Origin of the sequence: Flavobacterium maritimum, assembly GCF_040049085.1 — a bacterium.
In the GTDB taxonomy this organism is placed as follows: Bacteria; Bacteroidota; Bacteroidia; order Flavobacteriales; family Flavobacteriaceae; genus Flavobacterium; species Flavobacterium maritimum.
Window position 1 is genome coordinate 192,960 of sequence record NZ_JBDLZY010000003.1, and the last position, 20,793, is coordinate 213,752.

Here is a 20,793-nt window from a genome sequence, read left to right on the forward strand (position 1 = left end):
TGTAATTAATGTTATGTGGTTTTCACAATATATTAATGTTTTTACTACTTTTACACGATTATTACTACTTATTACAACAATTCTTTACTACTTAAAAAGCATTGGTTATGATTGATTTAACGCGTAGAAATTTTCTTAAAAATGTTGGGTTTGTTGGTGCTACAACACTCTTTTGCAGTTCACTTCTTGCTCAAAGCACTTTCACTGATTTTTCAGATTCAGAAAAAGGAGAAGAAAATATTTTAGCACAATTCCTTCAATCAACGTATTCAGATACTTTTTCTTTAAACCCGATGCTTTTAGAATGTTATAAAAAAGCAATTGTAAATTGGGAAAAAATGGGGTACGAACCTTCAGGTAATTTTTGTTATAGCTCTTCGGATAATCAACTAAAACTGTTTCCTATCCATCTTCATGTAAATGGCTCAGGAAAATTAGACAATGTTTTGTTGTGTTTTGGAAAAAACTCAGATGGGGAATGGAAAACACTAAAATCATTGTCTGGATTTGATTTGGAAGCCATAACTGTAGCCCAGAAAGAATTAAAAACAAGAAACAATACTGTTGATTTAATATCCTATTTATTTCCTTCTCCTGTACAGCCATTAAACCCATATGGTTTTGAAACTAAAAAAGGCAGTGTGTTTCTAAAAACACTTCTTTCTCCTAAACAAACCTCAACAAAAATTATTGTAAGCGAAGGATCTAATATTATACTTCAAAAAGAAGTGATATCCCAACATAGTCTAGTTGTAAACTCCATTTTAGTTTAATAATAGTACTAAAAAGTATAAACATATAAAATAGTCTCAATATGGCAGAACCATTTTTATCTGAAACACGAATTATGTCATTTAGCTTTGCTCCGAAAGGATGGGCAATGTGCGATGGTCAATTATTACCTATAAATCAAAACCAGGCTTTATTCTCATTATTAGGAACTACTTTTGGCGGTGATGGAAGAGCTAATTTTGCATTACCTGATTTACGAGGAAGAACTCCTATTCATGTGGGAAGTGGTCACACACTTGGCGAAAGAGGAGGTGAACAGGCTCACACACTAAGCGTAAGTGAATTACCAACACATAAACACATTCTAAACAATACAAACCAGGCCGTAAGCACCAATATTCCCGCTGCAGGTATTTCATTAGGAAATACAGCTCCAAATCAGGTGTATAATACTTCCGGTCAAAACTTGACGACAATGAGCCCTAGTTCTGTTTCAAATATTGGTGGCAGTCAAGCCCATTTGAATATGCAGCCTTTTTTGGCTTTGAATTTTTGTATAGCATTGCAAGGGATTTTTCCTCAACCTTATTAATTTATAACAAAAAAACTATGGCACAACCTTACGTTGGTGAAATCAGAATGTTTGCAGGAAATTTTGCTCCTGCTGGATGGATGTTTTGTGAAGGACAACTAATGCCTATTTCTGAAAATGAAACATTATTTCAATTAATTGGAACTACTTATGGTGGTGATGGAGAAAGTACTTTTGCCTTACCTGATTTACGTGGCCGAATTCCCATACATAATGGTAACGGATTTATACTGGCTGAAACGGGTGGAGCTGAAGAAATAACTCTTACTGCTGCTCAGATTCCGGCACATTCACATGCTTTAGTAGCTACAACAGATTTAGCAAATAGTGCCAGTCCAGCTGATGCTTATTTGAGTGCTACTGCTACCGGTAATAAAATATATTCTAGTTCAAGCCCGTCAATACCGTTAAGTGCCCAAGAAATAAGTCCTACAGGGGGTAGTCAGCCGCATACTAATTTCCAACCTTATTTGTGTGTTGATTTTATTATTTCATTATTTGGAATATTTCCGAATCCAACATAAGTAGTAGCGTGTCCTTTAAAATTTTAATACCAAAAAAATAAAACATTATGGATCCATTTGTGGCCGAAATACGCATATTCCCATTTAACTTTGCCCCAAAAGGCTGGGCTTGGTGTGATGGGCAACTTTTACCATTATCCCAAAACACAGCCCTTTTTTCGTTATTAGGTACAACTTATGGCGGTAACGGAATGTCAAATTTTGCCTTACCTGATTTGCAAGGTAGAGCGCCTATGCATCCTGGACAAGGTCCCGGCTTATCATTACATGATTTAGGCGAAAATGGGGGTAGTGAAACAGTAACTTTGCTCGAATCAGAAATACCTGCACATAGTCATAATCTAATGGTTGCCAGTTTAAATTCTCAGTCAACAAATCCTGCAAATTCTAGTTTAGGTCGTGGTAACCCTGTAAAGGTTTATATATCGGGAGGTTCTATGACGGCAATGGCAACAAATTCAATTGTACCATCAGGCGGTGATCAGCCTCATAATAATATGATGCCTTATGTAACGATGTATTTCTGTATCTCACTTCAGGGAGTTTTTCCTCCAAGAGGCTAATTAAATATATAGATTGGATTTAGAAATAAATAATATTAATCTTCGTGATATTCAGGAAAGTGATTTACCTGTTTTATGTGAAATTTACGGCAGTACCCGTACAGAAGAACTAGAAAAAGGAACCAACTGGAACGAAGAACAAAAAAAGTTTTTTATTGAGCAGCAATTTTTTGCACAACATGACTATTATCAAAAAAATTATATAGGAGCTAAGTTCTATATAATTGAAAAAGAAAATATTGTAGTTGGAAGACTGTATATTGATTTTTATTTTGAAAAAAAAGGCGTCAGAATTATAGACATTACTTTATTGCCTAATTGGCGAAAAAAAGATATTGGAAGCTCAATTTTGCGAGCAATAATAAAAAAGGCAGCGCTAAAAGATATGAATGTCAGTATTCATGTAGAAAGTTTCAACCCTGCCATGAATTTATACAAAAGATTGGGATTTACTAAAATTAGCGAAACAAACGGTATTTACCATTTAATGGAATGGAGCCCTATTTAAATTCGATAAAATAATAAAAATATAATGCATGGATATAGCTTTACTTACTTTAAACGATTTTGAAACATTGATTAATAATGTATTTACAATTCGTATTTCAGATGAAGTCCAGCTTGAAGCAGAATTAATTGAGCTGACAAAACTGAATAATTATTCGCCTTTGGAAAGAAATCCTTTTTCAATAGTTTTTCGGACAGATCAAAAAAATGAATATTACCAACAAGGTATTTTTACCATTTTACATCCTGAAAAAGGAGATTTACAATTATTTCTTTCTCCACTGGGTTTTGATAATGTTGGGATGAAATATGAGGCTATATTTTCTTAATTATGCTAACCTTTTAAAGTAAAAAAATGAAAAAAAACAAACTCTTAATTATCGTAGTACTATTAGGTTTCTTTACTTTCGGAATGTCTTATAGAGACCTTTTTAAGGAAAATGTTGTTGTTCCACTTGAAAAGCAGGTAGCAGAAGTTGAGAAAAAATTTGTTGCTAAGGAAACCAATAGCAAAAATAAACCATCTCTGATTAAACAAGAAACAAGCGTTAATTCGATGTCTGCCGCAGCAACCATTAGTGTTACTAATGCAGTTACTGTTAATGGTGGAGGAAATGCTCAACCGGGCTCACAACTTGATTTTACTGTTACTGTTAATAACAGTGGCGCTGATAATGCAACAGGAACAACTTTTCAGGACATATTAGACACTAATTTAACATTAGTTCCCGGTTCTCTTAAAGCAACACCTATTGCTGTAAACGATGCGTATAATTGTATTGGAAATGTTGGAATCACATTAAATGCTGCTCAAGGTGTTTTATCAAATGATGTCAGTCCAGATGGAACTGCCTTATCAGTGACTGTTTTATCAGCTCCAACTAACGGAACAGTATCGTTAGCTACAAATGGTTCTTTTACCTATAATTCTAATGTTGGCTATTCCGGTTCTGATAGTTTTACTTATACTTTGACAAGCAGCAACGGAAAAACAAGTTCTGCGACCGTAAACATTACAGTATCAGCTCCTATCTATTTTGTAAACAGCTTGGTAGTTTCAAACGGAAATGGTACTTTATCAAGTCCTTTCAAAACGGTAGACAATGTTACCGGCACCGGTTCAAACCCTATTTTTATTTATACAGGTACCGGAAGTAGCGGTACCACTTTGACTCTATCAGACAATCAAAAATTAATTGGTCAGGGAGCCACAGCCAGTTTAACATCGATATTAGGAATTGCAGTACCAACTTATAGTAATACTTTGCCATCAACTGGTGGTACAAATCCCAATTTTTCAGTTTTAAATCTTAAGTTAAATAATGATGTAGAAGGAATCACACTTACTGGAACTACTGCAACTATGGCAGGAGCAAGTGTTGGAACTTTAAAAGTAAGAGATGTAACCATTAATGGAGGTACTGCTGTCGCTGTAAATATTGGTGCCGGAACTGTATTAGATTGTATTTTTAAAAGTATTTCTGCAAATGGAGCTTCAAAAGGAATATCTGTAGCTAATTCCACGGGAAGTTTTCAAGTTATTGGAACTGGAACAACTGCCGGATCAGGAGGTACTATTCAAAATATAGCAAATAGAGGTGCTGAATTTATTTCATGTACTAACGTTACGCTCAAAAACATGAATTTTACCAATTCAACTACTTCAACAGGAATTTGCGCTACACCTGCTGCCGACAATTCTTCTTGTAATAGTGCCATTCATTTAAAAACAGTTACAGGAGTTACATTGGATAATATTTCGATTACAGGTACTAACAATGCTACAGGTATTAATATCAATAATGTGACTAATTTTACACTAAGTAATAGTACCTTAACGGGATGCGGAAGCAATACCCCTAATTCAGAAGTCGGTGGTATCTATGCCTTGAATCTTGGAGGAACCAGCTCAATAACCAGTACTAATGTTAATGACTCATGGGGACGAGGTTTTTATGCCTATAATGGTATTCTGTCAACTAATCCAACTCTGAATTTGACCGTAACAGGATGTCAGTTTAAAAATTCATTTAGCAGAGCAAATGGTGGCACTAATTTTATATTTCAGGGTTATGGAACTTCAAATACTACTTTAACCTTAAAAGGAAATGATTTTTCCAACGCTAAAACATATGGGCTAGCATTAAATTTTGGCGGTAATTCAACAAACACTATTCAGGTCGGCGGAAACACATTGAGTGATCGCAACACTATAAATGCTGCAGCCTCAACCCCAGGTAGCAATGGTTTATCACTACAGGCAGTTGGAGCAGCAACAGTAAATTATAATGTAATATACAACATCTTAAAATCAAGTTTTAATGGTAGTTTCACCTGTAACATTGGAAATCAAGGAACAGGAACTATGAAGGGAAGAATAAACAATAACACTATTGAAGGAGGTGGAATAGGATCTGTTAGTAATGGTATTTCTGTGGCTGCATACGGAAATGGTAAACATATAACCGAAATATTAAATAATACGATTACTAACATTACTAATTACGGTATTGTTTCTGAAGCTAATGACAATGGCACTTTTGGTACTGCCCGAATGGATGCTACCATTAAAAACAATATCATTAACTTAGTGACTGATGGCTATGCACACGTTGGTGTAATTGCCATTGGAAATAATGCAGCCAGTCCTCTAATAAGTGCCGCAAATATAGGTAATAATACAACTAACAGTCCTGTTAGTGGTCTCTTCGCTGGAACTTTTGATGTGCTTTCTTTGGGAATAAATAGTCAGGTTATTTTGCAGGGCACAACTCCGTATTTAAATGGAACAGGTGACAGATCAGCTGCACTTACCTCTTTTTGGAACGCTAATAATCTGGAATCTAGAACCGCTATAGACGAACAAGGTGGAGGAACAATATTATCTGGAACCGCTTTAGTGCCTGACAATGCATCTGCTTCAAAATTTGCAAATACTCCTAAAAATGTTGAAAAAGAAATAACTCCAATAGCAGAAAGTCAAATTAATAATGAAATTAGTTCTAATCAATCTAAAAATAGTGCTGCAAAAATAACTGCAGAAACTATTTCTGTAGGACCGTTTACTTTACCTTCACAAAAAGGCACGGTAATCACTTTTAGCGCAATAATAAATGCTGCTAATGTATTACCTCCAAACACTTGTCAAGTTACTAATATGGCGACTGTGAGTGGTTCTAATTTTGCAACAGTAAACTCTAATATCACAACAACTTCAATAAAACCAGCAAACGCTTCATTTACAAATTCTACAGAAAATATTACTTGCTTAGGTAATACAACTGTAACTCTAAACGCTACTTGTCCTCTTGGGACAACAGCCACTTGGTATACCGCACTTGTAGGGGGCAGTAGTTTTGCAACAGGAGAATCAGTAATTGCTACACCTACTACAAATAATACAACTTATTGTGTAGCTTGTGAAACAGCATATTGTGCAAGTGACAGACTCTTAGTAAAAACAGTAACAGGAACCGCTTCATCAGCATCTACTCAAACAATAACTGCCTGTGATACTTATACATGGTCTGAAAACAATACTACCTATACAGCTTCCGGTGTATATAATAATGTAGTAGGTTGTGATACCAAAACTTTAGATTTAACCATAACAAATTCATCAGCATCTACACAAACAGTAACTGCCTGTGATACTTATACATGGTCTGAAAACAATACTACCTATACAGCTTCCGGTGTTTATACTAATGTAGTAGGTTGTGATACCAAAACTTTAGATTTAACCATAACAAATTCATCAGCATCTACACAAACAATAACTGCCTGTGATACTTATACATGGTCTGAAAATAACACTACCTATACAGCTTCCGGTGTCTATACTAATGTAGTGGGTTGTGATACCAAAACTTTAGATCTAACTATAACTAATTCATCAGCTATTAATAATTCTGTAAGCTTTAATTCAGGTACACTAACTTCAAATCATTTGGGTGCTACTTACCAATGGTATCAGTGTCCTAATACTTTGCTTGTAAATGAAACGAACCAATCTTACATTCCCTTGATAAATGGAGATTATAAAGTTGAAATTACCGTTGCTGATTGTACAGTAACTTCTAATTGTATTACTGTAAATAGTCTGGCCATTGATGAATTCAATCAAAATGAATTTAAAATTTACCCCAATCCGAGTAAAGGAATTATAAGTATTGTTACTCCTTATAAAGGAAATTATATCATAATAGACCGATCAGGAAAGACTATAAAATCATTTAATCTAGATGAAAATATAGTTAATACTTTAAATTTAGAAGACGTATCTGATGGAATTTATTTTATCAAAAGTATTAGCGATAACAAAGTAAAAACTCAAAAATTGATTATAAAAAAATAAAAATCTTTTTTGTGCTGAGCTTAAAAAAAGTAGAATACTTTTTCTAATAATAAGTAACCGTCTTTTAAAAAACATCAAAAAACCCAAACTACTATCTGATTGTAGTTTGGGTTTTATTATGAAATTACAAAACCATCGTCAACTGAATCCTCTTTCTGTCTTCGTCGACTTCGGTCACTTTTACTTCCACATGCTGGTGTAATTTAACCACTTCATTTACATCACTCACAAAGCCTGCTTTGAGTTGTGAAATGTGAACCAGACCGCTTTCCTTAACACCAATATCCACAAAACATCCAAAATTGGTAATGTTATTCACAATTCCTGGTAACACCATTCCCGCTTTTACATCTTTTATTGTTTTTACATTAGGGTCAAATTCAAAAACTTTAGCCGATTTTCTGGGATCCAAGCCCGGTTTTTCAAGCTCTTTTATAATATCTTTTAATCCCAATAAGCCTATTTCGGGCGTAATGTAATTTTCTGCTTTTATCAAAGCCGTTTTTTCTTTATTGGCAATTAAATCATTAACAGTCAATTTCAAATCTTTAGCTATTTTTTCAACAATTCCGTAGGCTTCAGGATGTACTGCCGAATTATCCAACGGGTTTTTAGCATTCGAAATTCGGATAAAAGCAACACCTTGCTGGTACGCTTTTTCACCCAGACGAGGCACTTTTTTCAATTGTTTTCTATCTTCGAACGGTCCGTTTTCTGAACGATAATTGACTATGTTTTCCGCCAGCTTCTCTCCTATTCCACTCACGTAGCTTAACAAATGTTTACTTGCCGTATTAATATTTACACCCACTGAATTCACGCAACGAATTACTGTATTGTCTAACTCTTCCTTCAGCTTATTTTGGTCTACATCATGTTGGTATTGGCCTACGCCAATGGCTTTTGGATCGATTTTTACTAATTCTGCCAAAGGATCTGATAATCGTCGCCCAATAGAAACGGAACCACGAACCGTAACGTCATAATTAGGAAACTCCTCCCTTGCAATTTTTGATGCTGAATAAACCGATGCTCCGGCTTCTGAAACAATAAACACCTGAACGGGTTTGTCAAAAGCAATCTTTTTAATAAAAAATTCCGTTTCGCGTGAAGCGGTTCCGTTACCGATAGAAATCGCATCAATATTGTAAGCATTAACCATCGAGCGAATTTTTTTCATCGCCATAGCGCTTTCATTTTGTGGCGCATGTGGATAAATGGTTTCATTATACAATAAGTCTCCTTTTTCGTCCAGACAAACCACTTTACATCCCGAACGAAACCCGGGGTCAATGGCTAGAATTCTCTTTTCTCCCAAAGGCGGAGCCAGTAACAATTGTCCTAAATTATTAGCAAAAACCTGAATAGAATTGGCATCAGCCTTCGCTTTCGCTTCCTGTAAAGCTTCATTTGAAATGGCTGGATTTAATAATCGTTTGTAACTATCCTCGATTGCTAATTGTACATGAGGTGTTGCACTGCTTTGACCTTTTAAAATTAATTCGTCAATAATATCATACGCTTCATCAATATCAACTTCTACTTTAAACTTGATAAAACCTTCTTTTTCGGCACGAAGCATTGCCAATAATCGATGCGATGGCGCTTTACTTAACGGTTCTGACCAATCAAAATATTGATTGAATTTTTGCGCACCCTCCTCCTCTTTTTTAGTTTTTACGACTTTGGTAATTATCGTTGCTTTGCGCTCGTACAATCTTCGTAATTGCTTACGCACATAAATATTTTCATTAATCCATTCCGCAATAATATCTCTTGCGCCTTGCAAAGCCGCTTCTTCATTGATTACGTTTTCATTCAAATATTGCGTGGATATAAAGTCAACATCATCATTATTTTGTGCCATAATGATTTTCGCTAATGGTTCCAATCCGTTTTCACGAGCGACATCAGCTTTGGTTTTTTTCTTCTTTTTAAATGGCAGATAGAAATCTTCCAATTCCTGTAAATCAAAACTCAGTTTGATTTTTTTCTCTAATTCTGGTGTAAGCGCATTTTGCTCTTCAATCGATTTTAAAATTGCTTCTTTGCGTTTTATGATCACTTCATACTCTTTATGCAACTTAGCAATTTGTTCAATTACCACTTCATCCAGATTACCGGTTTTGTCTTTTCGATACCTGGAAATAAAGGGAATTGTACAGTCTTCCTCTAATAATTGAATTGTATTTTGAATATTTATCGCTGCCGTGGCAACCGTTTTGGAGATGAATTGTATGTTAGTCATTTTTTATTTTAAAAAATTATACTGCGAAAATAATATCTTTGGAATTCAATTGAACATCAATAATGATATTATTCTACTATTTTTTAATCCTTAATTTTTTAGCTTTTTTGTTTTTGGGTTATGACAAACGATTGGCTATAAAAAAACAAAGAAGGATTCCCGAAAAAACACTATTAACCCTCGTACTTATGGGCGGAACAATTGGTTCAGGATTGGGTATGCTAGCCTTTAAACACAAAACTTCAAAAGACAGCTATCTTTTGAAGTTTTATGGAATTATTACAGTACAGGTATTTATTCTATTTGGACTGTTCTATTTTAGAATAATAGAACTTTAATTTACTAACAGGAAATTTTATCCACTCTTGTTTGGTGTCTTCCACCTTCAAATTCAGTAGTTAAAAAAGTTTCTACCATGTCTACCGCTTGCGGAATAGAAGTATAACGCGCCGGAATACTGATGATATTAGCATCATTATGCTGACGGGCTAAAACTGCAATTTCTTTTATCCAACATAAAGCCGCACGAACTTTAGACTGTTTGTTTACTGTCATTGAAATTCCGTTACCGCTTCCACAAATAACAATCCCAAAATCAGCTTTTCCTTCTGCAACATCAGAAGCAACTGGATGACCAAAATCCGGATAGTCTACACTGTCTGCAGAATCGGTTCCATAATTAGTTACTTCATGCCCTTTTGCTTTAAGCATTTCAACAATTGCCTTTTTATACTCAGGACCAGCGTGATCGTTTCCTATAGAAATTTTCATTTTATATATATTAAGTTGTGTGCTGCAAATTTAATCAAAGATTTCCAGTTTTAAAGAATATCGAGGTTTGTTTCTTTCTTAACAAAAACAGTTATTAAAAAAATTGGTTTTACCCACAACTATAACTATCGGATTATTAAAAAATTAGCTTTTTATACAATCTTGATTAATTTACAAACAACTGTAAATCAATACCTAATTTGTAATAAAATTGTTAAAAAATTGTATTGTTAACAGCTAAATGCAACTGCTTGATATTCAGTTAACTTTAAATTAACATGAAATGTTCATAACTTTAGATAGAATATTAGAAGTTTTTTTAGTCCTTATCGAAAAAATCACTAATCCAAAACCCACTTTAAAAAACCAAATTTAGTTTGTTGAATTTTTAGAATAGTTATCAATAGTTAAAAATGGTTTATTAACAAATTTCAGAAATTAACTTATTTACAAAATTCATTAATTTTCTATTATCAACAGTTGTTAACTAAAAACAGAAATTGCTTTAAAACTAAATCCTTAGAACAAAATAACTATGTTAATAACTAAAAATAACATGGTAAAACTTCATTTCAATACATTTTAAAATAAATTTATAGTCACTATTAACAAGCTATAATAACCATAAAAAATTAATTTAAATTTCCCTTTTCTTTTTGTTGTATTTAATATATGTTGACAACTTTGAAAATTTAAAATTCAATTTTTTTAAAATTTTGAAACTTTTAATTGAATTAAACGATGGTAAGTGTGTTATTCAAATTGTCTAAGATTTCCTGTACGGATTCAAAATCGTTGCGATGGACTTTTAGTTTGATTCCCCCTAAAGCTGAAGTATAAAAAGGGGCTACTGATAAAGTGATTTCATTTTCAAAAAAATAGTGAATACCTTCTTGTTCTAAAATGTGTTTTAGTACAATAATTTCGTGGGAATGATTAAAAATTGCAATTGTTTCAAAATCTTCCATTTGGACTTTTTGTAAAGATACATAAAGTTATATTTTTAATAAATCTATTCTTTAAAAAGTAATATTTAACATCTTCTTCGTAATTTTAGACTTTTAAGAAAAAGAAGTATGGGGAAAAGATTAAGAAAGCCGATAAAAAAAGAGAAAGACTTCTCTGAAAAAATCATAAAAATTTTATCGCAAAGTGCCAATAAAGCATTTAACTACAAACAAATTGCAGCTAAACTGGAATTAGATGATACACAAAGCAGGAATCAAATTATTAAAGACTTAAAGATTCTTGCTTCACAAAAAAAAATTATAGAATCAGAACCTGGAAAATATTTAATTAAGGCGATCAGTCAGGATTATTACGAAGGTAAAATTGATATGACAGGTCGTAAAACCGCTTATTTTGTTTGTCCAGATTTAGAAGAAGATGTCTTTATTCCGACAAATAATTTGAATCACGCTTTAGATAAAGATACCGTAAAAGTATATGTTTATAACAGAAGAAAAGGTAAAAAACCTGAAGGTGAAGTAATTGAAGTTATAGAAAGAAATAAAACTGATTTTGTTGGTGTCATTGATATCCAGAAAAACTTTGCTTTTGTTTCGACTGCTAATCCAAAAATGTATACTGATATTTTTATTCCAAAGGATAAAATAGGAGAGGCAGAACAAGGTGATGTTGTATTAGTTCATATCGAGGATTGGCCGGCGAGAGCAGATAGTCCTTTTGGAGCAGTCATAAAAGTATTAGGAAAACCGGGAGAACATGATACTGAAATTCATGCTATCTTGGCGGAATATGGATTACCGGCGGAATTTCCAATAGAGGTTGAAACCTACGCACAAAAAATAGATACAACTATTCATGAAAGTGAAATTGCTAAACGTCGGGATATGCGAGATACCCTGACTTTTACAATTGATCCAAAGGATGCTAAAGATTTTGATGATGCCTTGTCTTACAAAAAGTTAGAGAATGGCAATTATGAAATAGGTATTCATATTGCAGACGTTTCTTTTTATCTTGAAGAAGGAACCATTCTGGATGATGAAGCCTATCAAAGAGCTACTTCTGTTTATTTAGTGGATAGGGTAGTACCAATGTTACCCGAAGTATTGTCAAATTATGCCTGTTCACTTCGTCCACACGAGGAAAAATATACCTTTTCAGCTGTTTTTGAAATCAATGCTAAAGCTCAGGTAGTTAACCAATGGTTTGGACGTACTGTTATCTATTCCAATCAAAGATTTTCATATGAAGAAGCACAATATATCATAGAAACCAAGGATAATACAATTCCAGAAGAAATTTCTATTGTTGGTACTTCTTATAAAGTTTCTGATGAAATTACATCTGCTACTTTAAAAATGGATGAATTAGCCAAGATATTGAGAAGAAAAAGAATGAATGAAGGAGCTATTTCTTTTGATAAAGTAGAGGTAAAATTCAATTTAGATCAAGAAGGTGAACCGGAAGGTGTTTATTTCAAAATATCTAAAGATGCAAATCATCTTATTGAGGAATTTATGCTTTTGGCTAACAGAAAAGTAGCTGAATATATTGGAAAACAAAAGAAAACATTTGTTTATAGAATTCATGATGAGCCTAATGAAGATAAGTTAATAGCGATGCAAACTGTTATTGCTAAATTTGGTTATAAAATAGATTTTAGAAACAAAGGTGATATTTCAAAATCATTGAATAATTTATTAGCCGATGTAGTTGGTAAAAAAGAACAGAATTTAATTGATACGCTGACTATCAGAAGTATGAGTAAAGCCAAATATTCTACAGATAATATTGGTCATTACGGATTAGCTTTTGAATATTATACACATTTTACGTCACCGATTCGTCGTTATCCTGACGTAATGGTACATCGATTATTACAATATTACCTGGACGGTGGAAAATCAGTAGATGAAGAAACTTATGAAACAAAATGTTTACATTCTTCTACAATGGAAGGTTTAGCAACAAATGCTGAAAGAGATTCCATCAAATACATGCAGGTAAAATATATGCAAAACCATCAGGATCAAGAGTTTTTGGGTGTTATTTCAGGTGTAACCGAATGGGGAATTTATGTTGAAATTATAGAAAACAAATGTGAAGGTATGTGTAGAATTCGTGACATAAAAGAAGATTATTATACTTTTGACGAAAAACAATATGCTCTTGTAGGTGCTACTTCCAATAAATTATTACAGTTGGGTGACGAAATTTATGTTAAAGTTAAAAATGCAGATTTAGTTAAAAAGCAGTTGGATTTTAATTTTTTAAGAAGAAACGAGTAATTATTTAAATAGTAATAAAATGAAAAATTTATTTTTTATAGCTGCATTATTTTTAGCTATTAATTTGAATGCACAAGTGACTAAAAACTTGGGTGATTTTGATACTGTAAGAGTATTTGATAAACTGAATGTGAAGTTAATTGAAGCTTCAGAAAACAAAATCATTATATCCGGAAAAGATGAAGATAAAGTAGAAGTTATCAATAAAAACGGAGAACTGAAAATTAGAATGTCTATTACTAAAGCATTTTCAGGTGATGAAATTTCTATTAAGTTGTATTTTAAAAGAATCGAAAGTATTAGTGCTAGCGAAGGAAGTTATATTTCGAGTGATTATACTTTTAAACAAACTGTGATGGAGTTGAATGCAAAAGAAGGAGCAGAGATCAGAGTCGATTTGGATGTTGAAAAAGCAAATATTAAGGCTAATTCAGGTGGAATAATTGATTTAAGAGGTTCGGCTACAAATCAGGATATTGATATTACTTCAGGTGGTATTGTAAAAGCAGAAGAATTACATACATCACAAACACAAATAAGCGTTTCTGCTGGAGGAAAAGCTGAAATTAATGCATCTACCTTGGTAAATGCAAAAGTAAAGGCTGGAGGTTCTATTTTCATTTATGGAAAACCAAAACAAATTAATCAGGAAACTGTTATGGGAGGTACTATTACTGAGAAAGAGTAGTGTATTAAAATTTTTTTCTAAATAAATTATTATTTAATGATTAATGATATTATAACTGGTATTCCTTGGGGGATTTTTTTAAGTTTCATGATAGGCCCAGTATTTTTTATTTTACTGGAGACCAGTATTACCAAAGGATTCAGAGCTGCTTTGGTTTTTGATATAGGAGTTGTTTTGGGAGATATTTTTTTTATAGGAATTGCTTATTTGGGAAGTTACAGGTTAATTCAAAGTTTAAAAGATAAGCCTGCACTTTTTATGTTTGGCGGAATGCTAATGTTGGCTTACGGAATTATATCTTTTATAAAATTAAAAAAAGAAGGTAAAATTAAGTATGATTTGATTGATAAAGAGATCATTAAAAAGAATTATATAAGTCTTTTTATAAAAGGTTTTTTCTTAAATATTATTAATATTGGAGTTCTTGGTTTTTGGCTGGCAATCATTATTTCTGTTGGACCAAAATTAGAACTGCAAACATCGCGAATGATGACTTTTTTTACATCGGTGATTGTTACTTATTTACTAATTGACTGTGTCAAGATCTTATTGGCTAAACAGTTAAAATCAAAGTTAACTCCTTCAAATATTCTTAAAGTTAAAAAAGGAATTAGTATTGTTTTAATTATTTTCGGACTTGTTTTAATAACACAAGGCTGGTTTCCAAAAGAAAAAGAGATGGTTAAAAATGCTTTTGAAAATATTGATAAATAGATTTTATTCTAATAATTATAAAATGCCTGATTGTAAAATTATTTATAATCAGGCATTTTTTTAAAATTCCTTCAAAAATTACAATAGTATAAGTACTTATATGGTTTATATTAAATTCAAATGTTATTGATAATAAACATCAAATAGCTTTGAATATTTTTACAGTATGACTCGGATTTGAACCTTATCTTTATTCAATTTTTTCCAAAAATTAGACATAAAAAAACCTCCAAATTACTTAGAAAGTTCTGATGACATCGTCCGGAATCGAACCCTATTTTTATCTAATTTTTTATAAAAATTAAGCATAAAAAAACCTCCAAGTTTCCTTGAAGGTTTTAGAGGCATCGTCCGGATTCGAACCGGAGTAGGAGCTTTTGCAGAGCCCAGCCTAGCCGCTCGGCCACGACGCCATAATTGAATGGACGGCAAAAGTAACTAAAAAGTTTAAAGTTTAAAAGTTTAAAGTCTAAAAATGCTAAAAAAAATTAAGAATAGCTTTTTTAGCTTTTCTAAAAAGGTCTTTTTTTCTAAAAGAATTAATTTCTGTATTCTTCCATTTCTATAGTAACTGCTTCAACATCACCACCAATAGGAGGATTTAGTTTAGAAACGGCAACTATAATTCTGGAGATAGCTGGAACTTCCGAAAAAATTCGAACTATTATTCTACGGGCAACATTTTCTAATAATTGTGCTCTTATGTCCATTTCTTCCACTACAATTCTATTTAAAAGAACATAATCAACAGTATCTTCGAGATTATCTGTTTCAGCTGACTTTCTTAAGTCTGTTTTTACTTCTAAATCAACACTATAGTCTGAACCAATTTTTCCTTCTTCGATTAAACAACCGTGATAAGAGAAAGTTCGTATATTTTTTAATTTTATGATTCCCATGATTTAAGTTTATTCGTGTTTTTTTTAAATCGTTTTATTGGATAAAAGTACAAAATGTTTTGTTTTTTTAGGCTTAAAGTCAAATAAACGATTCAAGGTTTCAAGGTTTCAGCAACAATTTTGGTAACTTTGCTTCTCAAAATTTAAAACAATGTCAACAGAAGATAAATCACTTCATTTTATTGAACAAATCATTGAAGACAGCCTTGCTGGAGGTCTTTCACAAGATAAATTACGTTTTCGTTTTCCACCGGAACCAAATGGTTATTTGCATATTGGCCATGCTAAATCTATATGCTTGAATTTTGGTTTAGGATTAAAGTATAATGCACCTGTAAATTTACGTTTTGATGATACCAATCCAGCTAAGGAAGAGCAGGAATATGTTGATGCTATTAAGGAAGATTTACAATGGCTAGGCTTTAATTGGACGGAAGAATTGTATTCGTCTGATTATTTTCAACAATTGTACGATTGGGCTGTGTTGATGATAAAAAATGGAAAGGCATATGTTGATAGTCAGTCTTCTGAAGAGATGGCTATTCAAAAGGGAACTCCGACGCAAGCAGGTGTTGACGGGCCTTTTAGAAATCGTTCTGTTGAAGAAAATCTTAGCTTATTTGAAGGAATGAAAAATGGTGATTTTCCTGAAGGAAGCCATGTTTTACGTGCTAAAATTGATATGGCATCTACAAATATGTTGATGCGTGATCCATTGATGTACCGCATATTACACCGTCACCATCATAGAACCGGGAACGAGTGGAAGATTTATCCAATGTATGATTATGCTCATGGGGAAAGTGACTATATGGAACAAATTTCACATTCTATCTGTACATTAGAATTTGTGATGCACCGGGAGTTGTATAATTGGTTTTTAGATCAAATTTATGATGAGAATAAGGTAAGACCAAATCAATATGAATTCGCCCGGTTGAATTTAAATTATACTGTCATGAGTAAGAGAAAACTCTTGCAGTTAGTTCAGGAAAATTTTGTTGATGGTTGGGATGATCCTAGAATGCCAACTATTTCTGGATTGAGAAGAAGAGGATATACAGCAGCTTCTATTCGTAAATTTTGTGATATAATTGGTGTTGCTAAACGCGAAAATGTGATTGATGTTTCCCTTTTAGAGTTTTGTTTACGAGAAGATTTAAACAAAAAAGCAGCTAGAGTTATGGCTGTTTTAGATCCTATTAAATTGGTTATTAACAATTATCCGGAAGATAAGGAAGAATGGTTGGATGCGGAAAATAACCAGGAAGATGAAGATGCAGGGTATAGAAAAGTTCCTTTTTCCCGTGAATTATTTATAGAAAGAGAAGACTTTTTAGAAGAGGCACCAGCTAAGTTTTTCCGTTTGAGTTTAGGCAAAGAAGTACGCTTAAAAAATGCTTATATCATTAAAGGAGAATCTGTTACTAAAGATTCAGAAGGCAATATAATTGAAATTCAAGTAAGCTATGACGAAGATAGTCGTAGTGGAAGTGGGAGTGAAGCTAGTCAACGAAAAGTAGCAGGAACATTACATTGGGTTTCTATCGCACATGCCGTTGAAGCTGAAGTTCGAATGTATGATCGTTTGTTTACTGATGAAGCGCCGGATAGTCATAAAGAGAAAAGTTTCTTGGAATTTATTAACAGTAATTCATTAGAAGTAGTAAAAGGTTATATAGAACCTAGTCTTGCTAAAGTTAAAAGTGGCGATAATTTTCAATTTCAAAGATTAGGTTATTTCAATGTAGATAAAGATTCGGCCGAAGGTAAATTAGTTTTTAATAAAACAGTTGGACTTAAAGATGCTTGGGAGGAAAAAGGTAAAAAAGAGCAAAATTTGTTGATGAATACGCAAAAAGAAATCAATAAATACGTGAAGGAAAAGGATGAAAATGCTGCCAATTTAATTCTTGATAGTATTATCGAAAGTATTAAAAGCATTGATAATTATAGTCTTGTTAACCAAACAATCGTTAAGAATATTAAAAACGATAATAGTTCGTTATTATTTGCTAATTTAATTTTGGAACATTCTGATAAAGTGAATCCTTCGGACATAGATTTTGAATCTTTAACAAAATTGTATTCGATGTCTTTAAAAAGTCAATTAGCCAAAGTTAGGATTTCAGTTATTCAAAATATAAAACATGATACTGTGAATTTTGAAGATTTTAAAGTGCAACTTTTCGAAATGATAAAAGATGAGAAAAATGAAAAAGTTTTGGCAGAGTTAAGGAACCTATAATTTTTTTAACATAGATTTTATATATTTAAAACTCGCTTACTAGCGAGTTTTTTTATTATTAATTTTATCTATTATTTTTTAAAATTATATAATATTTATTAATTAAAATTGACTGATATATATTCATTTTAAGCCACTTTTTTAAATTTTGTGATATCATTATTATTTTTGTAAATATCTTTTATTAGTAAGCTTTATTTTATTTTTTGGCTTGTAAACGGCTATTTTTTTTTAATTATGTTGTGGTAACTAGTAATGAACTGATATTTGTAGATGAAACTATTTACTTTTAGTTTTTTTAGCTTAAAAAGTATAAACGCAATTGTTGAAATATTGAAAAGTGATTTTTTGGTTTTTATGAAGTTGTCTGGGTAAATATCGTTTTTTTTGTATTATAGATTTTTGTTATTATAAAGTATTGTTTATATATATATAATTATTATATATTTTTTCTATTGATTATTAATTTATAATTATTTTAAACTATTAATATTGACTTATATAAATTAAATTTAAAAGAGTATTTTGTATTTTATGATAAGAATATTGTTTTTATTAAAATCGTTTAACAGCGTTCTTTATTTTACTTTTTGTCTTATATAATTACACTTTATCGAGTTGTTAACTAATGATTGTTAATAAAGTTGTATCTTTATAAAACAAACTATTTAAAAAGGAAAGATCATGTCAAATAACACAGGAAATACATTGCTAGCACTTTTGACTGGTGCAGCAATAGGAGCTGGAATTGGAATTTTGTTTGCTCCGGATAAAGGTTCAAAAACCAGAGAGAAAATTAAAGATGGTTTTGATGATACTAAAAATGATTTGAAACATAAATTAGATGAAGTTTCAGCACAATTGAAAAATAAGTTTACAACCACTAAATACAATCTGGAAGATTCTTATGAGGATTTAGTTTCAAACATGAGTTATAAAACAGAAGATGTTATTTCATTTTTAGAAACAAAATTAGCGGAGCTGAAAACTCAGAATGCTAAACTTCAAAAAAAATAGGGTGTTGTAAATTAATTATTGAATACTAAAAACTAGACAATGGCTTTTAAAGAATTAAGAGAACATAGCGAAAACATTCAAGATCACACGCAAAAGTATATTGAAAGTAATTTGGATTACTATAAATTGAAGAGTTTTAAAGTAGCAATGAAATCTACTAGTATGATTTTGAAGTTTGCTTTGGTTCTTTTATGTTTCAGTATGGTTTTATTGTTTTGTTCAGTAGCTGCTGCTTTTGCTATTGGTAACTTTTTGGATAGTAATGCTCTAGGTTTTCTTATTGTTGGTGGAATTTATCTATTACTAACTTTATTTTTGTTTTTGTTTCAACATAAAATTATTGATAGACCTATTTTAGAGAAATTTTCAGAAATCTTTTTTAATGACTAATTATGGAAATCAAAAAATATTCATCTTACTCCGAAATTGATCGGGAATTAGAAATTCTAAAATTGGAAAAAGAAATTCATCTTCAAAAAATTCTTTTGAATATTGAACAAACAAAAGAAGTTCTTAGGCCGGAAAACTTATTGATTGATTTTTTAGGTAGTTGTAAATCTGTGGCGAGGAATTCGTATTCAAAAGTTCTTTTAGCTGTACTTCCATATATGATAAATTGGCTTAAAAATAAAAAAAGAGACCGTTAAGTCTCTTTTTTGTTTTTACCAAGTAGTTATACTTCCTCTTGTGGCGTTTCTGGTAGTGTAGGTGATTGATTACCATTTTGATGCTCTTCATTTTTTGGTTTCAGTTTTCTATTGGCTTTTTTCATCATTTCGCCTACCTGATTGGAAGCGGAGAAGGAGGCAACCATATTATTCAACATATCACTTCCGGCTTGTGGTGAATTTGGTAATAATATTAGATTAGAATTTGCATCTGCACCAATAGCCTGTAAGGTATCATAATGTTGTGTAACCACAATTAATGCGGATGCTTCTTGTGAATTGATCCCAACACTGTTCAAAACTTCAACACTTTCTACTAGTCCTCTTGCAATTTCACGTCTTTGATCTGCGATACCTTGTCCTTGTAAACGCTTACTTTCTGCTTCTGCTTTAGCTTTAGCTACAATTCTAATTCTTGAACTTTCTGCTTCAAATTCGGCTGCTGTCTTTTCTCTGTCAGCTGCATTAATTCTGTTCATGGCATTTTTTACTTGTATATCTGGATCTATATCAGTAACCAAAGTGTTGATAATATCATATCCGTAAGTAGTCATGGCTTCATTTAGTTCTCTTTTTACCGCGATGGCAATATCGTCTTTTCTTTCAAAAACATCGTCTAATTTTAGTTTAGGAACTTCCGCTCGTACTACGTCAAAAACATAAGCAGTTATTTGGTCGTGTGGATATTCCAGTTTGTAAAAAGCATCATATACTTTTTCCTGAATGACTTTAAATTGAACCGAAACTTTCATTTTTACAAAGACATTATCTTTGGTTTTCGTTTCAATGATAACATCTAATTGTTGAATTTTTAAATTAACACGACCTGCAATTCTGTCTATTAGTGGAATTTTGAGTTGCAATCCAGAATTGCGAACACTTAAGAATTTACCAAAACGTTCAATGATAACGGATGATTGTTGTTTTACGGTAAAGAAGGAGGATAAGAAAATAAATAACCCGAATACAAGAAAAATAATTAATGGAATGTCCATAGTTTTAATAATT

The 20,793-nt window shown here is 32.0% G+C and carries 20 protein-coding genes and 1 tRNA gene; 15 read left to right on the top strand and 6 right to left on the bottom strand.

Annotated features, from left to right (window positions below):
* The first annotated feature begins 107 nt into the window (after positions 1–107).
* The 7 genes from ABEB23_RS08145 to ABEB23_RS08175 are packed head-to-tail and all read left to right on the top strand — an operon-like array spanning position 108 to position 7,275.
* Positions 108–773 (top strand): hypothetical protein, encoded by a 666-nt coding sequence (locus tag ABEB23_RS08145; protein ID WP_348812046.1) that lies wholly within the window; start codon positions 108–110, stop codon positions 771–773.
* 41 nt (positions 774–814) lie between these two features.
* Positions 815–1,324 (top strand): phage tail protein, encoded by a 510-nt coding sequence (locus ABEB23_RS08150; RefSeq protein WP_348812047.1) that lies wholly within the window; start codon positions 815–817, stop codon positions 1,322–1,324.
* A gap of 17 nt (positions 1,325–1,341) precedes the next feature.
* Complete coding sequence (locus tag ABEB23_RS08155; RefSeq protein ID WP_348812048.1) at positions 1,342–1,848, top strand: phage tail protein; 507 nt, start codon at positions 1,342–1,344, stop codon at positions 1,846–1,848.
* A 47-nt stretch (positions 1,849–1,895) separates the two neighbouring features.
* A complete protein-coding gene (locus ABEB23_RS08160; protein WP_348812049.1) occupies positions 1,896–2,411 on the top strand; it encodes a phage tail protein in 516 nt (171 codons plus the stop codon).
* A 13-nt stretch (positions 2,412–2,424) separates the two neighbouring features.
* Positions 2,425–2,919 carry a GNAT family N-acetyltransferase gene (locus tag ABEB23_RS08165; protein ID WP_348812050.1) on the top strand — a complete coding sequence of 165 codons (495 nt, stop codon included), beginning with the start codon at positions 2,425–2,427 and terminating at the stop codon, positions 2,917–2,919.
* A gap of 28 nt (positions 2,920–2,947) precedes the next feature.
* Positions 2,948–3,247, top strand: coding sequence for a DUF6916 family protein (locus ABEB23_RS08170; protein WP_348812051.1), 300 nt, complete (start codon positions 2,948–2,950; stop codon positions 3,245–3,247).
* Positions 3,248–3,273: 26 nt separating this feature from the next.
* A complete protein-coding gene (locus ABEB23_RS08175; RefSeq protein ID WP_348812052.1) occupies positions 3,274–7,275 on the top strand; it encodes a beta strand repeat-containing protein in 4,002 nt (1,333 codons plus the stop codon).
* A gap of 124 nt (positions 7,276–7,399) precedes the next feature.
* Here the strand turns inward: ABEB23_RS08175 and ABEB23_RS08180 are convergent, their stop codons facing one another.
* Positions 7,400–9,523, bottom strand: a complete 2,124-nt coding sequence (locus ABEB23_RS08180; protein WP_348812054.1) for a Tex family protein — start codon at positions 9,521–9,523, stop codon at positions 7,400–7,402.
* Positions 9,524–9,585: 62 nt separating this feature from the next.
* Here ABEB23_RS08180 and ABEB23_RS08185 point away from each other — a divergent pair, with 62 nt between their 5' ends.
* Complete coding sequence (locus ABEB23_RS08185; RefSeq protein ID WP_348812055.1) at positions 9,586–9,861, top strand: DUF1294 domain-containing protein; 276 nt, start codon at positions 9,586–9,588, stop codon at positions 9,859–9,861.
* 4 nt (positions 9,862–9,865) lie between these two features.
* Here the strand turns inward: ABEB23_RS08185 and rpiB are convergent, their stop codons facing one another.
* Both rpiB and ABEB23_RS08195 read right to left on the bottom strand, forming a co-directional pair.
* Positions 9,866–10,294, bottom strand: coding sequence for a ribose 5-phosphate isomerase B (gene rpiB, locus ABEB23_RS08190; RefSeq protein WP_348812057.1), 429 nt, complete (start codon positions 10,292–10,294; stop codon positions 9,866–9,868).
* A gap of 734 nt (positions 10,295–11,028) precedes the next feature.
* A complete protein-coding gene (locus ABEB23_RS08195) occupies positions 11,029–11,262 on the bottom strand; it encodes a putative signal transducing protein (protein ID WP_348812059.1) in 234 nt (77 codons plus the stop codon).
* 108 nt (positions 11,263–11,370) lie between these two features.
* On the opposite strand from ABEB23_RS08195, the gene rnr reads away from it, so the two are divergent.
* From rnr to ABEB23_RS08210, 3 genes are read left to right on the top strand one after another with little or no spacing between them, the layout of a single operon-like run.
* Positions 11,371–13,551, top strand: a complete 2,181-nt coding sequence (gene rnr / locus ABEB23_RS08200; RefSeq protein WP_348812061.1) for a ribonuclease R — start codon at positions 11,371–11,373, stop codon at positions 13,549–13,551.
* 19 nt (positions 13,552–13,570) lie between these two features.
* Complete coding sequence (locus tag ABEB23_RS08205) at positions 13,571–14,239, top strand: head GIN domain-containing protein (protein ID WP_348812062.1); 669 nt, start codon at positions 13,571–13,573, stop codon at positions 14,237–14,239.
* A 36-nt stretch (positions 14,240–14,275) separates the two neighbouring features.
* Positions 14,276–14,953, top strand: coding sequence for a LysE family translocator (locus ABEB23_RS08210; protein ID WP_348812063.1), 678 nt, complete (start codon positions 14,276–14,278; stop codon positions 14,951–14,953).
* 342 nt (positions 14,954–15,295) lie between these two features.
* On the opposite strand, the gene ABEB23_RS08215 is transcribed toward ABEB23_RS08210, so the two are convergent.
* Together ABEB23_RS08215 and folB are read right to left on the bottom strand one after the other, a co-directional pair.
* Positions 15,296–15,366, bottom strand: a tRNA-Cys gene (locus tag ABEB23_RS08215).
* A 126-nt stretch (positions 15,367–15,492) separates the two neighbouring features.
* Positions 15,493–15,852: a dihydroneopterin aldolase gene (gene folB / locus ABEB23_RS08220; RefSeq protein ID WP_348812064.1), complete on the bottom strand. Its 360-nt coding sequence runs from the start codon at positions 15,850–15,852 to the stop codon at positions 15,493–15,495.
* A gap of 151 nt (positions 15,853–16,003) precedes the next feature.
* Between folB and ABEB23_RS08225 the strand changes: the two genes are divergently transcribed.
* The 4 genes from ABEB23_RS08225 (at position 16,004) to ABEB23_RS08240 (ending at position 19,764) form a co-directional block, all read left to right on the top strand.
* Entirely contained in the window at positions 16,004–18,100 is a 2,097-nt protein-coding gene (locus ABEB23_RS08225) for a glutamine--tRNA ligase/YqeY domain fusion protein (RefSeq protein ID WP_348812065.1), read from the top strand.
* Between the two features lie 684 nt (positions 18,101–18,784).
* Positions 18,785–19,117 (top strand): YtxH domain-containing protein, encoded by a 333-nt coding sequence (locus tag ABEB23_RS08230; protein ID WP_348812066.1) that lies wholly within the window; start codon positions 18,785–18,787, stop codon positions 19,115–19,117.
* Positions 19,118–19,156: 39 nt separating this feature from the next.
* Positions 19,157–19,507, top strand: a complete 351-nt coding sequence (locus ABEB23_RS08235) for a phage holin family protein (RefSeq protein WP_348812067.1) — start codon at positions 19,157–19,159, stop codon at positions 19,505–19,507.
* 2 nt (positions 19,508–19,509) lie between these two features.
* A complete protein-coding gene (locus ABEB23_RS08240; protein ID WP_348812068.1) occupies positions 19,510–19,764 on the top strand; it encodes a DUF6327 family protein in 255 nt (84 codons plus the stop codon).
* Positions 19,765–19,790: 26 nt separating this feature from the next.
* Here the strand turns inward: ABEB23_RS08240 and ABEB23_RS08245 are convergent, their stop codons facing one another.
* Positions 19,791–20,780, bottom strand: a complete 990-nt coding sequence (locus ABEB23_RS08245) for an SPFH domain-containing protein (RefSeq protein ID WP_348812069.1) — start codon at positions 20,778–20,780, stop codon at positions 19,791–19,793.
* Between the last annotated feature and the right edge of the window lie 13 nt (positions 20,781–20,793).